The 18,559-nt window shown below is 60.8% G+C and carries 10 protein-coding genes and 1 tRNA gene; 5 read left to right on the forward strand and 6 right to left on the reverse strand.

Going from position 1 to position 18,559, the window contains the following annotated elements:
- Window positions 1–72: 72 nt before the first annotated feature.
- The gene (locus JIN81_RS02430; RefSeq protein ID WP_200275962.1) at window positions 73–1,236 is read left to right on the forward strand and encodes a hypothetical protein; all 1,164 of its coding nucleotides are present in this window, start codon (window positions 73–75) and stop codon (window positions 1,234–1,236) included.
- 111 nt (window positions 1,237–1,347) lie between these two features.
- A tRNA-Asn gene (locus JIN81_RS02435) sits at window positions 1,348–1,422 on the forward strand.
- A gap of 788 nt (window positions 1,423–2,210) precedes the next feature.
- Here JIN81_RS02435 and JIN81_RS02440 read toward each other — a convergent pair.
- The 3 genes from JIN81_RS02440 to JIN81_RS02450 all read right to left on the reverse strand — a co-directional run bounded on the left by JIN81_RS02440 (window position 2,211) and on the right by JIN81_RS02450 (window position 10,196).
- The gene (locus tag JIN81_RS02440; RefSeq protein WP_200275964.1) at window positions 2,211–6,287 is read right to left on the reverse strand and encodes a hypothetical protein; all 4,077 of its coding nucleotides are present in this window, start codon (window positions 6,285–6,287) and stop codon (window positions 2,211–2,213) included.
- 109 nt (window positions 6,288–6,396) lie between these two features.
- Window positions 6,397–7,131 (reverse strand): PEP-CTERM sorting domain-containing protein, encoded by a 735-nt coding sequence (locus JIN81_RS02445; RefSeq protein WP_200275966.1) that lies wholly within the window; start codon window positions 7,129–7,131, stop codon window positions 6,397–6,399.
- Window positions 7,132–7,160: 29 nt separating this feature from the next.
- Window positions 7,161–10,196 carry a beta strand repeat-containing protein gene (locus JIN81_RS02450; protein WP_200275968.1) on the reverse strand — a complete coding sequence of 1,012 codons (3,036 nt, stop codon included), beginning with the start codon at window positions 10,194–10,196 and terminating at the stop codon, window positions 7,161–7,163.
- 140 nt (window positions 10,197–10,336) lie between these two features.
- Between JIN81_RS02450 and JIN81_RS02455 the strand changes: the two genes are divergently transcribed.
- Both JIN81_RS02455 and JIN81_RS02460 read left to right on the forward strand, forming a co-directional pair.
- On the forward strand, window positions 10,337–10,906 hold the full coding sequence (locus JIN81_RS02455; RefSeq protein ID WP_200275970.1) for an RNA polymerase sigma factor: 570 nt from the start codon (window positions 10,337–10,339) through the stop codon (window positions 10,904–10,906).
- Window positions 10,903–12,468: a LamG-like jellyroll fold domain-containing protein gene (locus tag JIN81_RS02460; RefSeq protein WP_200275972.1), complete on the forward strand. Its 1,566-nt coding sequence runs from the start codon at window positions 10,903–10,905 to the stop codon at window positions 12,466–12,468. The genes JIN81_RS02455 and JIN81_RS02460 overlap by 4 nt, the downstream gene beginning before the upstream one ends.
- 225 nt (window positions 12,469–12,693) lie before the next feature.
- Here JIN81_RS02460 and JIN81_RS02465 read toward each other — a convergent pair whose 3' ends face one another.
- Window positions 12,694–13,983, reverse strand: coding sequence for a Gfo/Idh/MocA family protein (locus JIN81_RS02465; protein ID WP_200275973.1), 1,290 nt, complete (start codon window positions 13,981–13,983; stop codon window positions 12,694–12,696).
- 609 nt (window positions 13,984–14,592) lie between these two features.
- On the opposite strand from JIN81_RS02465, the gene JIN81_RS19240 reads away from it, so the two are divergent.
- Window positions 14,593–15,315: a prepilin-type N-terminal cleavage/methylation domain-containing protein gene (locus JIN81_RS19240; RefSeq protein ID WP_267907939.1), complete on the forward strand. Its 723-nt coding sequence runs from the start codon at window positions 14,593–14,595 to the stop codon at window positions 15,313–15,315.
- A gap of 235 nt (window positions 15,316–15,550) precedes the next feature.
- Here JIN81_RS19240 and JIN81_RS02475 read toward each other — a convergent pair whose 3' ends face one another.
- Complete coding sequence (locus JIN81_RS02475) at window positions 15,551–17,002, reverse strand: sulfatase family protein (protein WP_200275974.1); 1,452 nt, start codon at window positions 17,000–17,002, stop codon at window positions 15,551–15,553.
- Window positions 17,003–17,039: 37 nt separating this feature from the next.
- Window positions 17,040–18,512, reverse strand: a complete 1,473-nt coding sequence (locus tag JIN81_RS02480) for a sulfatase (RefSeq protein WP_200275975.1) — start codon at window positions 18,510–18,512, stop codon at window positions 17,040–17,042.
- Between the last annotated feature and the right edge of the window lie 47 nt (window positions 18,513–18,559).

Raw genomic sequence — 18,559 nt, forward strand, 5'->3', positions numbered from 1 at the left:
GACGCCTTCCGGTGTTCTTTGCTTGTGGCGGAACCCATGAGGTTTCACATTGGCGCAACTTCCGTAGTGACCATGCACGCATCCTCCCTGCAACCGTTCTTTGAGAACTTCGGCCAAGCTGGCGCCCCCCACGCCTCAGGAGTCAATTCCTCGGCTGGAGGACGATTGGAGAAGATGCTGCAGGCTCCCGTGGACGCCCCGGGCCGGGGTATCCTCCTGCGCTCACCACGGGCTGGATTCGGCAAAACCCATTTGTTGGAACAGCTCCGCCAGAGCATGGCCGGGACTCACGAGTTTCTTCCGCTTCGCCCGCTCGACGGTCGCCATGTCGATCCCTCGGCCGCCATCGAGGATGCCATTCGAAGACTGACCAAGCAGTTGCCTGCGTCCGGAGGCCTGACTTCGCTGGACCTTCATGCCCGCCACATTCTGGCCAGTGGGCTGCAACCTTTGGTGATTTCCGGGGAAGTGCCCTGTCAGGATCGCGAGACTGCCGCTGCCGCGTTGCAGAAACGTCCCGTCGAGACCTTCGACTTCCATCATCCCCAGGCCGTCACGGCTCACTGGACGCGCGAGAACTTCGAAGTGCTCGGTCCTCGCCTAGCCCTTGAGGTCAGTCGCTTGACCGGTTGCTCGCTGAATCAGGTGGCCTTCTGGGTCGCCGCCTTCTTCCGCTACGCCGTGGCTTCGCCCGAGCACCCCGGTCGGGCTGGTTCGCTGATGGAAACGGCCGCGACCGGTGCCGACGCCGAACGCTTCGGCACCCTTCTCGCCTTGCTCTCCCGACTCCGCCGCGTGGTCCTGATCATCGATGACCTCGAAGGAGTTCACGGTGATCCAGATGGAGCTCGTCGCGTCGCTGGTTTTCTTGCAGGGGTTCGTCAGGAGGCACCCCGCGCCGACCTTGTCGTCTCTGTGAATGACGACGTCTGGGAAAGCGCCTTCATTCCCGCTCTCAGTGGGGGCTTGCTGGACCGGCTTTCCGAACAGACCGTCCGACTCGATCCGCTCAATGATGACCAGGTGGTTTCGTTGCTTGCGTCCCGTGGACATGGCGATGGACGCGCACTTCTCGACCGTCTTCGCCTCAGTCCGGAAGACCGCTACGCCCGCCGCGTCCTGCGTCTCGCGTCCGAGTGGTTGGAAGCGAATGCCCCTCATAGCACGCCGGAATCCGCCGATTCCGAAGGGGGGGAAGGGGAGGCTGCAGGTCAGTCCACCGAGCCCACCCAGTAACCTTGGCAGAGGCCTCCAAAAAGGAATGGTTTTCTGGCCATTTTCTCCTTGCCAGAACCGCACGGTCGATTGCATCTTCCGCCCGCCCTGCGAGGGGCAACCACAAATCATTCCGGTGTAGCTCAGCGGTAGAGCGGGTGGCTGTTAACCACTAGGTCCTTGGTTCGATCCCAAGCGCCGGAGCCAAATGAAGGCCTCATCCTTATACGGATCGGGGCCTTTTCCTTTTCTCGGGTCAATCCACTCGAAACCCTACTGGGAGGAAGTTCCTCCAGAGCTGCCAAGGATGAAATCCCCAGTGTTGCTTCTGCTTTCGGACAAGCGTGTGAGAAGGTCACCCTCGGCGGAGCGTTCCGAGCCAGGTTCGATGGACACTTGGTGGTTCCCCGGGGAACGGGGGACACAGAAAACCCCACCCGGTTCTGGGTGGGGGCTGGCGATTGCTTGCAGGGAATCGGCGACCACCCGGGACGGGTGGTCCGATGTCCGGTAGCTCGTAACCTTTGCTCCGGGTCGACTGTGTATCTTGGTGGCCTCGTCTTTACCGCGATCGGTCGCGGGGTGGCCCCGTTCTTTCGGGTTGAGGGGGCCATCCCGTGAGTCCAACTAGTGTCACTGTAGTAGATTCGCTTGATATGCTCGCCGGCTACCGTGCCGAACAGGGAACCGTCCCGCCAATACGAAATCGATCGTGGTGTCCGGGTGCTGCGTTCTGGCGCCTGACGGGCGGGGGACGCCATCCCGTAGTGGACGGGAGTTGGAGTCGGATCGATCCAATGCGTCGCAGTGTGGATTGGGTTCCGCACGGCGAGGCGGATTGTGGATCGTGTCGTGGGTTTCTGTGTGGGCTTTTGACACCGACCAGAACATCCACCGTGGCGACGGGGCGATTTTCCAGTGAGATCAAGGCTCGCATGAAGCAGGTCGACAAGGCCGGCGGCCTATTCACCCGGCAGGCCGTCGGAATCAGGAATTCAGCTCGACAGCAAGGATGACATTGCTGCGACGATCCTTACGAAGCGTCTCGGCTCAGACGCAGGATCGAACGCGAAGATCCAGCGGGTGAACCCGGAAGGAACATCGGATTGATCAGCGGCAGGGACGGCATGTTCGTTGTCCGGAAGCCAGGACAGGAGGTCGATACACGATTCAAAATCGACGACGATGCCCCCGGTCGGAGAAAGGTCACGCAGGACTACTTTCATGCCTGATAGGTCGATCGAGAGAGGCCACGAGTTCGGGGTGGTGGGATCGGTGCCAAAGACAAACTCGGCGAGGTCGCTGAGGTTGTCGTCGTCGCCGTTCGCCGCAGCGAGAGCCGCGCGACCCCCAGCGGTCGGGAGCCCATTTTCCCGCGCCCAGTCGATGAAGGTGTCGCGTTGATCGGCGGGGCCGTAGGTGAACTGGGCCGTGGCGGTCGTGTTGGTGTCAGAGATCACGCGAACCCAGTGTGCATTGAACCCGGCCGGGAACAGGTGGTTGAGCGTTTCCCCGGCCGCCAAGGAGAAGGTCTGGTAAGTGGACCACGTTTCGTCGGCGAGGAAATCAACCTGAACGGTGATGGTGGCGGCGTCGGTGACGGACAAGGTCAATTCCTTGCGGTCGTATCCATACATCAGGTAGGGATTGGACGGGGTGTTGGCGGTCACGGCGGTATCCTTCCACGGACCACCCTTGCCGCGCGGCTCGCCCATGCGCCAGATGTCATCGACTTCGCCGAGCCAGAGGCCGGCACCGGACGGGCTGCGTACGAGCGAATCACTGGCAGGGGCGTCGTCGAGCACCCCGCTGAGGACGAGAAGCCCACGCCATGAGGTGAAGTCGGTGATCCTTTTGCCATGAGTGGCCAGAGGACGCATCAACCGTTTGCCGCCGGAATTGTCGCGGGGGACCTCGTAGAACGTACCATGCAGGTTGAAGAGCTTCCTTTCGGTCACGACCTCGCGCTCGCCACGGGCCCAGCCCGCCAAGAAGGGGGAGTCATAGAGCGGATCGAGCATCGGCAAGCGGTAGCGTGTTCCCCCGTCATCAATCCAAGCGGATGCGGCATCGCTGCCGAATTCCTTGTTCAAGGCGCCATCCGCCCGCAGATCGGCCTCGGCGGCACTGTTGGAAACATCTTCCAATTCCATCGCGCCGCCGATCCGGTGATAGCCGCTGTCAGACGCGAACTCGAGCCTCAGCGAATCATCCGCCATCACACGCAGGATGCCGTCGGAATGGGGAGTGGTCGTATCCCGGATGTCCGCGAGCGCCGCGAAACGGTCAGTGCCGATCGAGGCCACTGAGGCATGCGGGTAGGGATTGGACATGTGGATGAAGGCCGTGAAACTGGTGCTCGACCCACTGGCGACAAGGCGAACCCATTCCCCGGGCAGGTCACTGATCAGCTCGTAGAGGTAGCCTCCCGGTGGCACATTGACCGTGGATTGCGTCGTCCAGGTTCCATCACCGGGAGAAGTCTGGACCTCGATATCGACCGCGGCAGCACCGGCGTTGCGGAGGTGCAGCGTACGCTGGGAGAAGCCGTTGATCAGGAAGGGCTCCGAAGTGTCGCCGTTTGCCACGGCCTCGTTCAGCCACACCGAACCATGGCCCGATGGTGCTCCCCATTGATTGAGATCCTCCAGCTGACCAAACCAGAAGTTCGACTGGGCACGAAGGGCCAGGGCATTGTCGAACTTCGAAGCGTCGTTCTTCGCCATGACGAGGCGACCATCGAACATGCAGTAGTCCACTGGCATCTTGTAGTAGCCGCAGATCGGCGCGAGACCCGAGAAGTCGGTGGGAGAGAAGGTCGGCGGGAAGTCGAAAAAGAGTCCGTGCATGTGCATCAGGTAGGGCGACCCCGGCGTCGAAGGATCGAGCTGCCGGATGCGCGGCCACTCGGTATGCCAGCCGTGGGAACCATCATGGCTGTATGAGGCCTTCGGCAGTCTCCAGGTGTTCCAGGTTCCTCCCTCGAAGACCCGCAAGACGACGGATTTTGCATCGAAACCGGTCGCCCAGACCGGGTCGGTTGCCGGATTCTGGTTTCCCCGGATGCCGCCCGGCCCCGTCACCTCGCAATGCTGGACCGTGAAATCCTGGGTCCACCCGGCAATGTAGTCCGGCTGCCCGGCCACCGGACCGGAGTTGTGTTCGTAGGTGGTGTTGCTGTTGATCGCCGGGAGTGACAGGTAGCTGTTGCCGTTGTCCGCATAGGTCGTTCCATCCCACCGGGCGAGAGCACCCGATGGGCCCAAGGGCGTGCCTTGTCCTCTGGGGCGCCCATTGTTGGCGACGATCAGGTGGCCCTGTCCGGTGAAGGCACCCTTGCCATGGTAACCGAAGAGAAACTTGTCACCCGTGCCCTGCACGTCCGGATAGCGGGTGATGAAGGACAGGTCATTGACGTTCACATCGTAGACTCCATCTTCCATCGTGAACATGTAGATCCGGTTGTCCGGGTCGGTGAGGTGCGCGGTCGTCGCCGTGTGGCGGCCGGGTGCGGCTGAGTAAGGCAGGTTGCGGACGTTGCGTGAGGCGTCGATGAAGTGCGGACCGATGATCAACTGGTTGGACGGCTCGTGGATGAAACGGTTGGCAGGCGTGCCCCCGAGGGATTCGGGGCGTGTGATCCGAGTCAACTGATCATCAATCTCGTAAAGCTTGTTCGTCGAATCTCCATTCGGGATATGAGGACCGTAGGTGATGGCCCAGAGCCGATCCGCCCACGGTACCACCGCTCCGATGCCCACCTCCAGATGGGAACTTGAAACAGCCAGATGGGGATAGACTCCGGAAATCTCGACCACCTTTTCAGGGGCGGGCGGCTCGACGGGAACCCCGGTGTCGACAACCGAAATGTCGTCCCAGGTCGCCCCCCCGGAAGCGCTCTCCAACCGAATGGTTTCGAAATTCAGCCCACTGCCGGACCCGTGGAACCCGCTTATCGCGGCGCTGGTCGTGAAATTCACACCATCGGTCGAAAGACCGATGGTGTAGCTGCCAACCCCCGATCCGCCACCGAGCGTATCACTGCCCTGGATCCGCAGGTGGTAGATGGTGCCGGAAGCGACCGGGTAGGCGAGCGCCTGCGCCCACGAACCCGAAAAGCGGTCGATACCCGAAGTGCCGATTCGCAGAGTGATGAAATCGCCCGCATTGGCATCGTCACGCAGCCGGATCCGCTGGGTCTGGTTCAACGAATCCAGTCGGAACTGAAGATCCACGCGGAAGTCGGAAAGCGCGTCGGCATCGGTCGGAGCGAAGTCCTGATGGATCGATGCAGCCAAAGCCGATGTGGTCTCGGCCATTGGCGTGCCGGTATTGGCGGAAGACGTGCCGCTCCATCCGAGATCGTATGGCGTGGCTTCGAATCCGGGATTCTCGATGAGATTGGCGCCATCGGCCGGCTCGACACTGGCATAAACCTCATAGAAGTCCGCTGCGTTGAGATCCCCGATCATGATGCCGGAGATCGGGGTTCCCGGTTCCAGGTTGCTACCTGAGGCGTCCTTGAGATCCGTGAAGTCAAAAGCAACACCGTCAATCGACCGACCGCTGAGTCCATTGGTGACGAGCGTGCCGTCATTGCGCACCGTCGACCAACCGGAGAGGCTGACGGCTTCGCCAAGCGACCCGTCGGCAAGGAGTGCCTGGACTTGCACGTCGTCGTTCCCCCCATCCTCGAAAACGAAGAAATCGGGGTCGGCATCCGTGTCGGTGAAGTTGCCGGCGTCCGATCGGAGCAAGAGGACGCCCTGACCCAGATCCAAGCTTCCCGCCTCGCCGGTGAGAACGTTGTTATCATGGACCGCGGGGCCCGGATGGGGAGTGGTTCCGGCAGGCACGCTGGTTCCCGCCACATAGGGAAAGCCGGCGAACTGGTCGCCCGACGAGCCTTCTGCGGTGAGCGACGCGGTGCCTCCGGCGTAGGAAGAACCGGCCACGGTTGCGGACGCGAGTGAGCCATCGGGATGCAGGACGACCGAGTCGATCCCGACCCCAGCCGCAAGGGCTGCGGCAGGCGCGAGGAGCAGAGAGATGACGATGTTTCGGGAATTCATGAGATGCTGATGGGGTAAGTACGCACGGTCGGAGCAGACCGGAAGGGCCTGCCGGTGGATTCGCTGTGCAGGGAAATTTCGGATTTCGGGTTGGTCGACCGCCCAGGTTCTACCTCCGCCGACGGAGCAGTCCGAGAACTCCAAGTCCACCAAGCAACACGATCGAGGGCTCGGGAACCACACTCACCGCGTCGATCCGCAGCGTCGAGGTGCCGGCCTCGAAACGAATTGTCTCGAAGTCCACACCAGGCGAAAAGGCGTGGAACCCGGTGATGTCGCCGCTGGTGGTGTAGTCGACTCCATTGGTCGAATACCCGATCGTATAGCTACGGCTTGCCAGATCGAGGTCGCTCCCGATCACGCGGATGTAGTAGGTCGTCCCCGCAGCAAAGGCGGCATCGATCGCGGTGTTCCAGCCTCCGCTGAAATAGCTGAGCGCGGCCCCTCCGCCGGTCGCGGCTGTCTCGAAACCGAGCGTGATCAGGTCACCGGCATTGTTGTTGTCGCGGAGGCGGAAGCGCTGGTCGGAGGTGGTGCTTAAGGCACTCGTTCTGAAAGCGAAGTCGAGTTGGAAGTCATAGTTCTCGGCTGTCGCGATCGTGCGGGGATCCCCGCTGAAGTCCTGCGTGATCGAATTCCCTGAAGTCAGCAACGCATCGTGACTCCCGGAGGCGAAGCCGCCGGCATCCGATGCGGAGCCCGTCCACCCGGTGGGGAAGGTGCCACTGGTGTCCTCGAAGTCACCGTTGACCAGAGAGTAGGCAGCTGAAGCCGCTTGGGGAGTGATCCCGATCGCCGCAATGGCGATGGGAAAGATGTGGAGGAGCCTGTTTCGTGATTTCATGAGTTGGATTGATGGAGAGGTTTCGGGGGTCATTCGGTCTCGATGCGGTAAAACGCTTTTCCTGCAGGTGCGTCAGAACCTGTTGCGGTGTAGGTGCCACCAGTGATCCCTGAAGCGATCTCCTGGAAGGTCTGCATCCCGTCGGTGGAGAGCATGACGCGGCACGCTTGGCTCGCTGGCACCGTCGTCCAGTTGAGGGTGAAGGAACCTGGACCACCGCTGACGCTTTCGACAGAGATCTCAAGGTCCGGGTTGAGATTGAGGTCGACGACGACGTTATCGACGGTGTAGGTCCCGCGCCCGGCATCCGTGCGTCTGAACTGCAGCCCGCCCAGTTCCAAAAGCAGCGCATTGCCGTGGAACTGGTCGAAGCCAGTCAGCGAGGTGTTGATCGCCCCGCCAACGAGATGGACATCGTAGCTGGCGGCCGCCGTGCCAACCCCGTGAAAATCGAGGGTGAGGTTGTAGTTTACCCCCGTCGCGATCCCCGTGATTCCCGTCGTCTGCCAGCCGTCGGGTCCTTCCCAGCCCACACCGTTGAAGAACTGCAGCTCTCCGGCACTGGTCACTCGTCCGGTAAGCAAGTCGCCCCCACCCGGAGGATTCAGTCGGAAATGCAGACTGCGATCGGTGCCAGCCGAGTCGATCCTGAAATCGAACGAGAGCGATCCGTTGCTGATGGTAAGATCGCCGAAAGTCTGGCCGAAGTCTCCCAAACCGGTCGAGGTCGCGGAGTGAACGCCGGTGATCGGGGTCGTCGACTCGATGCTGAAGCCCGTGCCTGTCCAGCCTGACAGATCGCCGGTTTCGAAGTCGCCATTGGCCAGCAGCTGGGAAGGATCGATCAGTGTGCAGGTCCAATCGAAGCCGTCGGGGCTTGAAGCGGGAGTGGTCGTCAATCCGATGGATGTCGAAAGCGGGACGCCAGTTGTCGCCGAGCTGAGATCACACGCGATCTCAACCACTGCAGTCGCCCCCGGGTTGAGTGTGGCTGGCAGCGACGGAGAGACGACGGAAAAGGTGGGGTCGCCGAAGGTCACCGAATCGAGATCAATGGAGGCTGTCGCACCGTCGTTGCGAACCGTGAAGGTGGCACTTGCGGTCGTGTCGGGAAGAAAGGCCTGAGCGTCAGTCGGAACCGCGAGAACCGACAGCAACGGATCCGGGGCGGTGCCATTGAAGAAGCTGGCGTCATCCACCCAGAAGGAGGTCGCGAAACCGCCATTCGCATTCGAACTCGCGCTAAGGTCGGAAGTGATGAAGGCATGCCCGGCAGGTGTGGACGTCGTCCCGTTCACGCCGTGAAAGGCAGTCAAGCCGGTGGCGGTTCCCGACGAAAAGCTGTCCGCTCCGGAGACTTTCTCCACGTTGATCTCATAGGAGGCACCCGGCGTGCCGAAGCCGCTTCCGGTGACGGTCAGCCTGTAAACATTGATGACATCCAGAGGGTCGCTCGTGGGGTCCAGCGCTCCGTCACCGGCGGAAGCACCGTTGTCAACCGAGCCGTCGATGGCTCCGATCCCGAGAGGAATACAGGAAACTCCGTCGAAGACATGGAAATCCGGAGTGCCGGAGGTGGCATTCCCGTCGGGAAGATAGGCCAGATTGATCAAGGTCGAGCCTGCTTCGGCATCTCCGAAGCCGGGATTCGGCGCGGCAGCGTCATCGGCGAAGAGCACCCATTGGAAGGTCCGGTCCTGAAACGAACCGTCCGCCGCGTTGCCGGTATAGTCCGCAAAACTGGCTACGGAAGTCGGAGTGAAAAAGGCCGTAACCTGGAAGTCGCTCGAGCCGTCGGGAATGGTCGTGCTTTGCGCCAGCGCGTCCGGAGCCCCTGCTTCAGGGTCCATGACGCCCTTGATCCTCGCCATCCCGGCCGAGCCGGGTGCGATGCCGGGAGTGACGGAAGTCGCCCCCCCGTCCCATCCAGCCAGCGAGACATCCATGTAGGGATTGGTTCCGAAACGTTGTCCCACCGCGTAAATGGTCGAGCTGAGAGGAACCTCGGTGTCATAGCCGTCGGCCGGTGCGGTGCCAACGGTTGTCGTGTCGATGACAAGCGTGCCGGAGAAGGATCCTGCGGTCGATCCGTTCGCAATCACCTCGATGCTCAGGGTGTCACCGTCTCCGAGTGTGGAGCCGACGGCCGGGTTGATCGTGCCAAGCGTGAATGCACCCGAGGAATCAGGAGCGGGGAGGACGGAGATCGAGTCCACCGTGACCGTTCCGGTTCCCGATCCACTGGTAACCTCGTAGAGCAGCGTGCGGGTCTGATTTCCGCCGGTCTGGTAAACTGCGGGGAAGGCAAGGTCGGCGTCCGGGGATGCGACCGAAAGCCCGAACGTGGGATCCACTGAATTGACCGAGTAATCGATGCTCAATGAGGCATGACGCGCCGTGTTGGCCGACCGGTCGCTCGTGATCGATCCGAAGCTGGAGTAGGTCGGGGATTGCAGGATCAGGTTGAGGGTTCCCGGGGTCGCTGCGTTCTCGATCGCGGTGGACAGCGCATTGACATCAAGGGGCAGACTCGAGTTGTCATTGTCCGCAGTCGCATCCCACCCAAGCACGGCATTGGCCAAGAGGGCGCCGAGCGTCCCGCCGGCGGTCGTGTCTCCTGTCGCCGGGCTGCCGTCACCGTCTGGGTCCGCCCAGGTGGAGGACAAGTCGATAAAATCGAAGTCATAGCTTCGGACGTTGAGGCTCCCTGTGCCCTCAAAGCTCCGCCCGCGCCGCTCGTAGAGCGTGAGCGTTGCGGAATTGATGGTCAGACTCCCGAAATCACCGCCGCCAAGATTCGCCACATCGTCGGTGAGCTGCGACACGTCGAAGCCGAGTAGCGGCCGGAGTTGGTCGACTGCGAAGTTCTGCCCGACCAGCACCTCGTTGTCGGCGTCGCTGTTCTGAGGAGAGGTGCCCCCTCCCGCATCGATGCGGATGTAGGTATCCTGCGATACGGTCACGTCGAGGCTGGCGGCCGGAGCGATGCCAGTGCCCAAAGCAAGGGCCAGAATGAGTCCGGAGACGCAAGGGCGGGGTGGAGACAGGAGGAGGTTTCGGGACATGGTTTGGGAGTTTTTTGAAGCGAACACAACGTCCGCCTGAAATCGGGGTGTTCCCACCTGCGCGGGCTATCACATGAAATTTCGAAATCTTTGATTTTGTGTGTGATTCGGCCCTGGTTGTGACACTCAACAGGTAAGGAATGAATCCCGAACCTCCACAGACCGCCGAACTGATCGGAACCGCACGCCGCGGCGATCGCGGTGCATTTGGAGAACTTGTCCGACTCCACGAAGGCTGGCTGCGGGCGTTCCTCCGCGCGCGCCTCCGCGACTGGGCCAGTGCCGACGACCTGGCTCAGGAGAGTTTCATTACCGCATACCTCCGGCTGAAGCACCTGCAGGACGACAGCGCATTCGAGCCGTGGCTGCGTGGCATCGCCGTCAATCACTTGAGAAATCACATCCGCAAGAAACGGGAACTGCACGTCGGCGGGACTGAAGACCTGCAGCCGCTTTGCGACGAAGTGTTTTGGGGTGGGGAGGACACGTCTCGTGAGGGGCCGCGCATGGACGCCCTCCGGACCTGCCTCGGACGGATTACCGGCCCTTCCAGGGAATTGCTCGCCCAACGCTACACGGTGGGAAAGAGTGTCCGTGAGATCGCGGCAGAGAGCGGCCGGGGATACTCGGCCTTGTCAATGCAGTTTCACCGACTTCGGGAGAATCTGGCGAACTGCATCCGGCAGGAACAGGAAGGAGGCGAGGCATGAAGAACCACCAGGACAGAATCGCGCGCTTCATCGACGGTGATCTCGGCGAGGACGAACTTGCCGACCTCCGACGGCTGGCCAAGTCCGACAAGGAACTCGCCACCGTCATCGCAGAGCACTCCTCGGTCGACGCGTTGATGAGTGTCGCGCTCCAGGACGACCTGTCGCGCGAACGCTGGATCGAAGCGACGGAAGCCCGCAGCCTCGATGCCGACCGCGAGACATTCGTTGACGGTGTTGAGCGAGGACTCGGACGACGAATCGGACGAACCCGCCTCCAGTGGTTTGCCGCGGCTGCGGTGCTGCTGCTTGCCGCCGTGCTCTCGTGGAACCTGCTTCTCAGACCCGAACCGGTTGGAACCATCGTCAGCCGCGAATCGACCGATACGATCCTCAACCAACGTGAAGAGACAAAGATTTTTGCCGGGGAACCCTTCCGGATCGCCCGTGGTCTCGTGCAGATCGAACTCGAAGGTCGTGGCACCATGATCTTGGAAGGTCCGGTCGAGATCGAGTGGACCGCACCGATGAAGGCGTCCTTGTCGTACGGGCGGCTGCACATGAGGGTGACGCCCTCCGGGCGGGGCTACGAGGTCCTGACACCAGGCGGACGTGTGGTCGACCTTGGCACCGAATTCGGAATTTCGGTCGATCATGCCAGCGGGATGGTCGAGACCCACGTACTCGATGGTGAGGTGGAGACTTCGGTCGGTAGCGATTCTCCCGTGCTTCTTGAGAAGGACGACGCGCTGCGCTTTGGCACGGGTCAGAGTGAGAGGATCCCCGCCGACCCGGGACAGTTCTATTCTTCCCTACCTGCGCGTTCCCACGGCGAGGTCCCCCATGTTGCGTGGCCGATGGACTTGCTCGACGGCGGTATTTGCACGGCGATCGACAGCGGCATGGGCGGGGAGAACTCCGACCTGATCGCCCACGCCGCCGTTGGTAGCGGCGGGCCGGTGGCAACGACCGGTGTGCAGGGCGGGGCGGTCGCGCTCGACGGACAGGGAGCCTATCTCGAGAGCGGTTTCCAGGGAATCGGCGGGACGGACCCACGAACCGTGACCTTCTGGCTGAGGGTCCCCGAAGACCTCGAGAGCGATGAGGGATTCGCGATTCTTTCGTGGGGCCGTTTCAGGAGTCCGGACTGGGGCTCGGTGTGGCAGGTTTCCATCAACATGCTCGACTACGACGGGCCTCGCGGACGTCTCCGGCTCGGCACCCATGGCGGGATGGCGATCGGCACCCGGGACCTTCGGGACGGAAAATGGCACCATGTGGCGGTGGTCCTCTATCCCGCTCTGAGGCCGGACGCGGGCAAGCACGTGCTCCTCTACGTCGACGGCGAGTTCGAACCGGTTTCCCAGCGGGTGCTGGGCGTCATCGATACCGAGATCGACCCGCAAGGCCACGGCGTGTGGGTTGGCCGGGACATCACCCACCACCCAGCCGACCCGGGCCGACCACGCTACTTCCGCGGCGATGTTGACGAAGTGGAGATCTTCGGTGGGGCGCTTTCGTCGGAGCAGATCGGGCGAGTCATGACCGGACAGTCTCCGTGACACCCTGGTCGTCGTCGTTCTTGTGACCTGGCGATTGTTAGGGTGGCGGGAGTGCGATGGGGAAGTCCGTGCTGGTCCAAGCGGGACTCGTAGGCGGTGGGCCTGGAGAGGGGGTGCGATCGGCCGATCGTTGTCTCCTCGGGAATGGGGAAACGAAAAACCCCACCCGGTTTCGGGTGGGGCTCGGCAAATGCTTGAAGAGAACCGTCAAGCACCCCGGACGGGTTATCCGATGTCCGGCAACTCGTAGCCTGCGCGTCTTGGACGGCTCTGCATCTTGGCGGCTTCGGCATCGTTGGTGATCTTCTCGGCGACGGGATCCCACTTCAAGGGGCGCACCAGTCGCTCGGCGATGCCTGCCAGTTGACAAATGGATCCACTGCGGTGGCCGACGGTGGCCGGGCAGATCGTCGGCTTGCGGGACTTGATGGAATCAATGAAATTCCTGCGGTGGTCCTTGGACTCGTAAACCTGGATGTCGTTCGCGCCGAAGCGGTGGCGCACCAGGTCCTTGGGAAGGCTCTCGATCTTGCCGCGGCTGACGTGCACTTCGCCTTCGGTGCCGATGAAGCGGATCATGTGGCCGTGATCGGGCTTCTTGTCGCGCCAGACCGTGATGCCGTCGGCGTAGCGGTAGTGATGGTGCTTGTTCCCGTCATATCCTGCCGGGATGAACTCGACCGGACCGGTGTCGTCGCGATCCAACGCCCACTGGACGATGTCGAAATGGTGGGCGCCCCAGTCACCGAACTTGCGGCTACCATAGTCCCAGTAACAACGCCAGCCGCCTCCGTAGTGTCCCCTCGTCCGGTTGTCCGAATACTCGTAGAATGGGGTGGGGCCAAGCCAGCGATCGTAGTCGAATCCTTCCGGAACCGGGACGATCTTCTCCTTCTCCGGGGGCTGCGGGAAGCTACCAAGCCTGCAGTAGACCTCCTTGATGTCACCGATCAATCCGTTGCGCACAAGATTGGCCGCGATCCGGAAATGGACGGACGAACGTTGCTGGGAGCCGACCTGAACGATGCGGCCATACTTCTTCTCGGCCTCGACCATCTTCTGGCCTTCTTCGATCGTCAGAGTCATCGGCTTTTCGACATAGACGTCCTTTCCGGCCTTCATCGCTTCCAGGGCGATCGCCGCATGCCAGTGATCGGGGGTCGTCACGCAGACGACGTCGATGTCCGGGTTTGAGATCACTTCCTCGTACTTCGAGGTCGCTTGCAGGCCCTTGTGGCCTCGGTCGGCGAGCTTCTTCTCCGCATTCTGGAGGGCCGACTGCCGGACGTCGCAGATCGCGATGGGTTGGACGTCCTTCATGCTGGCGAAGCTCACCATGTGTCCCTGCGAGATCTGTCCGACACCGATGAAGCCGATGCCGAGGCGCGAGTTGGCTCCGGCGGCATTCTTGTTGCCGAGTGTCTCGGCACGGACGATTTGCGGTCCTGCAACGGCAGCTCCAAGGGATGTCTTGAGAAAGCGGCGACGGGACGAATCGGAAGGGTTGTATTTCATCGACACCAGAATGATCAAGCGATGGCCAGTTTCAAGTTGGATTCACGTCTTCACAGAGTGTTCAAAGTAGAGTGCGATGGATGGTGAACTGTCCAGTGAATGAGTGTGCAACCGCGAGGTCTCGGATGATCGAGCTCGGGTGATTGCTCAATGCTGTTAGGCTGCGGTCTCCCAGGCGAGGTTGTCGGATTGGTTCATTGGTGCCCGCCGAGTGGAGCGCGTTGACGAGTGGGTGGGCCTCCTGCTCTGTGTGGAGGGGACGGGGCGCTTGCACCAGCGGTCTAGGGAGCAAGAAGTGGTAGCGGGTTTCTTGAGGCCAGCTGGGAACCCACAACCCTTCACTTCACCGGAGGGACGCGCCAAGGGAATAATGATCTCAGCGCGTCGGGGGCCTGGTTGCTCGCTGCTTTGCGCTGATTGCCCTGCAATGTTCGAGCGGTCCCAGCCCGGTTTGGCGATTCTCGAAACCCAGTTCCTGGCTTTGATTGCTTGACGGCTGTGGGGTGGTGCCGTTTGATTACTCCAATGGTGCAGCGGATGGGTATTTTCATGATTGCCCATCCCGTCAGGTTTCTACCGTAGATCGCTGCCTCAAAACCTACACAATCCATGAAAAACAACCCAGATGATAAAAGGTTTAAGCAGACGGGCGTCGGTTCGCTGAGACGGCCTGGGGTGACCCTTCTTGAGCTAATGATCGGGATCGTGATCATCGTGGTACTTGCGGCCCTCTCGCTTCCACTGGCGCGCAAGATGAACGGGGCGGCCGAGGCCGCAACCTGCATGTCGAACGTGCGACAGGTGGGCGGCGCGATCTTGATGTATGCAGGTGACAACCACCAGAGGTTGCCTCCCTTGCAGCCTGCGTTCGATCGTGAGTTGGGCAAGCGACCTCCGATCTGGACGGTTTATCTCGCGAACAAGGGCTATCTTTGGGATGGCGTGGGAACGCTGCCTTGCGGCACCGGTGTTTGGACCTGTCCTAGCTGTGATTTCATGTCCGATGCCTATGGAGGCTACGGCGTCGTTGAAGGAAGCATCTTCGTCTACGAGGAGATGCGCCCGGAGGGGGTCAGGGAGCCAGGATCGCTGCGTCTCAACCGGATCAAGCGGCCGGCTAGTACTTGGTTGGTGGGGGATACTTCTCCAAGTGCCGACGAGTTGAACAAAGGTTGGTATGCCCTGTGGCCGAACCCATCTCGATGGAGTGGTCACGGACCGGCAGCGCGACATGGGGGAAAGGTCAATGTGTGCATGGCGGATGGCCATGCCGAAGCACTAACCGTCAGGGAGATTGCCGAGCGCGAGATCACCTTCGATGTGATCCGGTGATCAGTTGTGGAATCAGAGGATCGAGCCCCGGCCATCCGGCAGGAGAGTAGTGTATCCGTTGCAGCTGGATGCGGCGAACGACCTTGGTGAATCAGCGCCTGCTCAGAAGCTTCTGTGTAATCTCGTAGACCCGAATAATTCTCCCGCCATGGAGTGTCAGTGGATCGCTGTCCTCTCAATTATCAATCGCCAAAGCTAAGGGCCAAGGAGGAGTTAGCCCACCCAAGCTTCAGTTTTACGGACTCTTCCGATGACTTGGGGTGTTCACGATCCTCTGCAGTTCCTTCCTCAACCGACTGACCAGTTCGGGGTGGGCGGTGACTTGGTTAACCTGCTCAGATGAGTCCTTGATCATGTCGTAGAGCTGCTCTTCAGGCTCGTCCAATGCCTTGGGAGGGTCCTCAGAAAAGCCACCTGAACCAGCCTTCGAGATGAATTTCCAGCGGCCGGAGCGGATGATCATGGTATCCTTTCGTGCCGCCTTCATGACCAGCGCTGGCCGCACCGATTGATTGGCGTCTTGGCTACCATCAAGCAGGGGCAGAAAGCTGAAGCTGTCCGGACCTGCTTCGTCTGGAAGGCTGAGACCAAGAATGTCGGAGAACGTTGCCAATAGATCGGTGAAGCCGATCGTTTGTGAACATTGCGAGTTCGGGTTCACTGCTCCAGGCCAGCGGACCAGGAAGGGCACTCGGTGTCCTCCTTCCCAGGCGTCACCCTTCATGCCCCGAAGGCCTCCAACGGCGTCGTGATCGAACTTATCGACATCCTTCTCATACCAAACCGGGCCATTGTCTGACGTGAAAAGGATCAAGGAATCGTCAACCATGTCGGCCTTGTGCAACGCGTCGAATACGCGTCCGACCTCATGATCCACCATCGCGACAAAGTCGCCGTAAAGTCCGGCACCGCTCGAACCGATGAACTGTTCGTCAGGAAGCCAAGGTGTGTGTGGTCCCGTCAGGGCGAGGTAAAGGAAGAGTGGCTTGCGTTCGGGTGGTTCGCTGGCTGCATGCCTGCTGATGATGCTGCAGGCATTATCGGTGAGAGTGGTCAACACGGTCGATAGATCCAGTCCCGGAGCACAGCCACCTTCCCGCCAGAACTTGCCCTGTATCGGCGACCAGTCTTTCGATCTGCTTGCCCGGATGTCGTCCGTCGGCGGAGCGACCGGCCTGTCGTTACGGATGAAGAAATAGGGTGGAATGTCGGTGGATGCCCTGAGTCCGAAGAACTCGTCGAATCCGCAGTCGACCGGACCACCGGGAAGAGGTCGGTCGTAGCCTTGTTCTTCAAATCCGAGATGCCACTTTCCGACCATACTGGTGTGGTATCCGTGCTCTTTGAGCAGGCTCGCGAGGGTCATCTGACCCGTCTCGATCAAGGCATGCTTTGGCCATCTGGTGACGTCTGTGCGAAAGGGGTAGCGGCCAGTCATCAAGCCGTAGCGTGAGGGGTGACAGAGTGGGCCGGCAGCGTGGGCATCCGTGAACCTCATTCCCTCTTTGGCGAGACGGTCGATGTGAGGTGTCGGGATCTTCGATCGAGGATTGTAGCAACCCACGTCGCCGTAGCCCATGTCGTCTGCGAGAATGACGATGATGTTTGGTGATCGGGCGGTGACCGTGGACTCTGCGAGGAATATCAGCACAAGAAGCCGCAGAGCCTGAGGGACGAAAAAGTTCATGCTTTGAAGTGGTGGGAAGTTGCTTGATTGGCACGAGCTAGCGTTTTTCGGGGAAACCCTTTGCGAGTAGTGCCTTCAAGCGCTTCACAAGTTCCGCACGCTCCGGGTTGCCACCGAGGTTGTAATACTCTCCCGAGTCGTCCTGATGATCATAGAGTTCGATTCCCTTTTCACCGTGCGGACCCCATTCCGTGTAACGCCAGCGGGCGGTTCGCACACTCCTTCCGACGGTGCTTCCCCGATTGACCTGAGAGTAGGCGGCGGCTTTGCCCGGTTTGCTTGGATCGTCCAGAACCGGGCGCAAGCTCTGACCCGAAAGTTTATGCGGAGGCTCCAGACCGGCGTAATCGATCAGGGTTGGATAAAGGTCGACGAACTCGATGAGTGCTTCAGTTGGTTCTCCCATTCCCTTTGCCCCCGGAACCCATGCGATCATCGGTGCACGCGCGCCGAGTTCGTGAACGGTGACCTTATTCCACCACCCGTGCTCTCCGAGATGGTAGCCATGATCTCCGATGAGAATCACCATTGTATTGCTCCATAGATCCAAACGGTCCAAGGACTCGAAGACTCTTCCAAGTTGTGCGTCGGCGAAGCTGACACAGGCCTGATAGGCACGCTTGAACTCCCGGCGCTCCTTGGCAGTGAAGGAAGAGAAGTCTTTAGCATTGGGGATGGCGTATTGGACTTGCCGGCTCTTGTCGCTTGGCTCTTCGGGGAGTTTGGTCGAATCCTCGGGATAGAGGTCGAAGTATTTTGCTGGTGCGATGAACGGGTCGTGAGGCTTGTGCAATCCAAGTGCGAGGAAGAACGGTTGACCATGGCGTTCTTCGAGAATCCGCAGAGCCTCGCTGGTGTTCAGCCCATCGGCCTGACCATTGTCATCACCCTCAGCAGCGAGCCATTTGCACCAAGGGAGTCGCCCGTTTGTAAGGTCCCTGCCGACACCGGTCTTGCCGATCTTCGGGGCATTCCGCATCCCGTCGTAGAAATGATCCCATGAGAGTGGATCTTCAAAAAGCACGGGACGGGCTTCCTCATCCTGACCCAGGTGGAAGATCTTGCCGATTCCTGCCGTGTAGTAGCCGTTCTGACGAAAGAGCTGAGGCAGGCTGACGGTGTCGGGCAGTTTGGTTCTGAAGGGGACCTTGTTCGAAACAACGCCGCTCTCATCCGGTCGCAGGCCTGAGAGAAATGATGAACGGCTCGGATTGCAAACCGGGTACTGGGCGTAGGCACGATGGCAAAGCATTCCCATCGCGGCGAGTCGGTCGAAGTTGGGCGAAACCACCTCGCTGACACCATAGCATGCAAGTTCGGGCCTCAGATCATCCACCACGATGAAGAGGACGTTGAGCGGCTCATCGGTCTTCTCTGTTTCAACAGCGTGAGTAGATAGGGTGACGCTGAAAGCCAGTGCGATGATCGATCCCGTGGTTCTGATCGCTTTGATTGGCCATGGGGTCGTCTCAGGGAGGCTGGGGAGCCGGGTGCCGGATGGTCGTTTCATGGGTGGATCGAAAGACTGAAGAGTGGATCTGGGGCCGGGTGCTGTTG

This window comes from Haloferula rosea (assembly GCF_016595525.1).
Classification (GTDB): domain Bacteria; phylum Verrucomicrobiota; class Verrucomicrobiia; order Verrucomicrobiales; family Akkermansiaceae; genus Haloferula; species Haloferula rosea.

Coding starts and splice junctions, on each gene's coding strand:
- JIN81_RS02450 (WP_200275968.1), bottom strand. CDS start 10,196: ATGTCCCGAAACCTCCTCCTGTCTCCACCCCGCCCTTGCGTCTCCGGA.
- JIN81_RS02455 (WP_200275970.1), top strand. CDS start 10,337: ATGAATCCCGAACCTCCACAGACCGCCGAACTGATCGGAACCGCACGC.
- JIN81_RS02445 (WP_200275966.1), bottom strand. CDS start 7,131: ATGAAATCACGAAACAGGCTCCTCCACATCTTTCCCATCGCCATTGCG.
- JIN81_RS02460 (WP_200275972.1), top strand. CDS start 10,903: ATGAAGAACCACCAGGACAGAATCGCGCGCTTCATCGACGGTGATCTC.
- JIN81_RS19240 (WP_267907939.1), top strand. CDS start 14,593: ATGAAAAACAACCCAGATGATAAAAGGTTTAAGCAGACGGGCGTCGGT.
- JIN81_RS02480 (WP_200275975.1), bottom strand. CDS start 18,512: ATGAAACGACCATCCGGCACCCGGCTCCCCAGCCTCCCTGAGACGACC.
- JIN81_RS02465 (WP_200275973.1), bottom strand. CDS start 13,983: ATGAAATACAACCCTTCCGATTCGTCCCGTCGCCGCTTTCTCAAGACA.
- JIN81_RS02475 (WP_200275974.1), bottom strand. CDS start 17,002: ATGAACTTTTTCGTCCCTCAGGCTCTGCGGCTTCTTGTGCTGATATTC.
- JIN81_RS02440 (WP_200275964.1), bottom strand. CDS start 6,287: ATGAATTCCCGAAACATCGTCATCTCTCTGCTCCTCGCGCCTGCCGCA.
- JIN81_RS02430 (WP_200275962.1), top strand. CDS start 73: ATGCACGCATCCTCCCTGCAACCGTTCTTTGAGAACTTCGGCCAAGCT.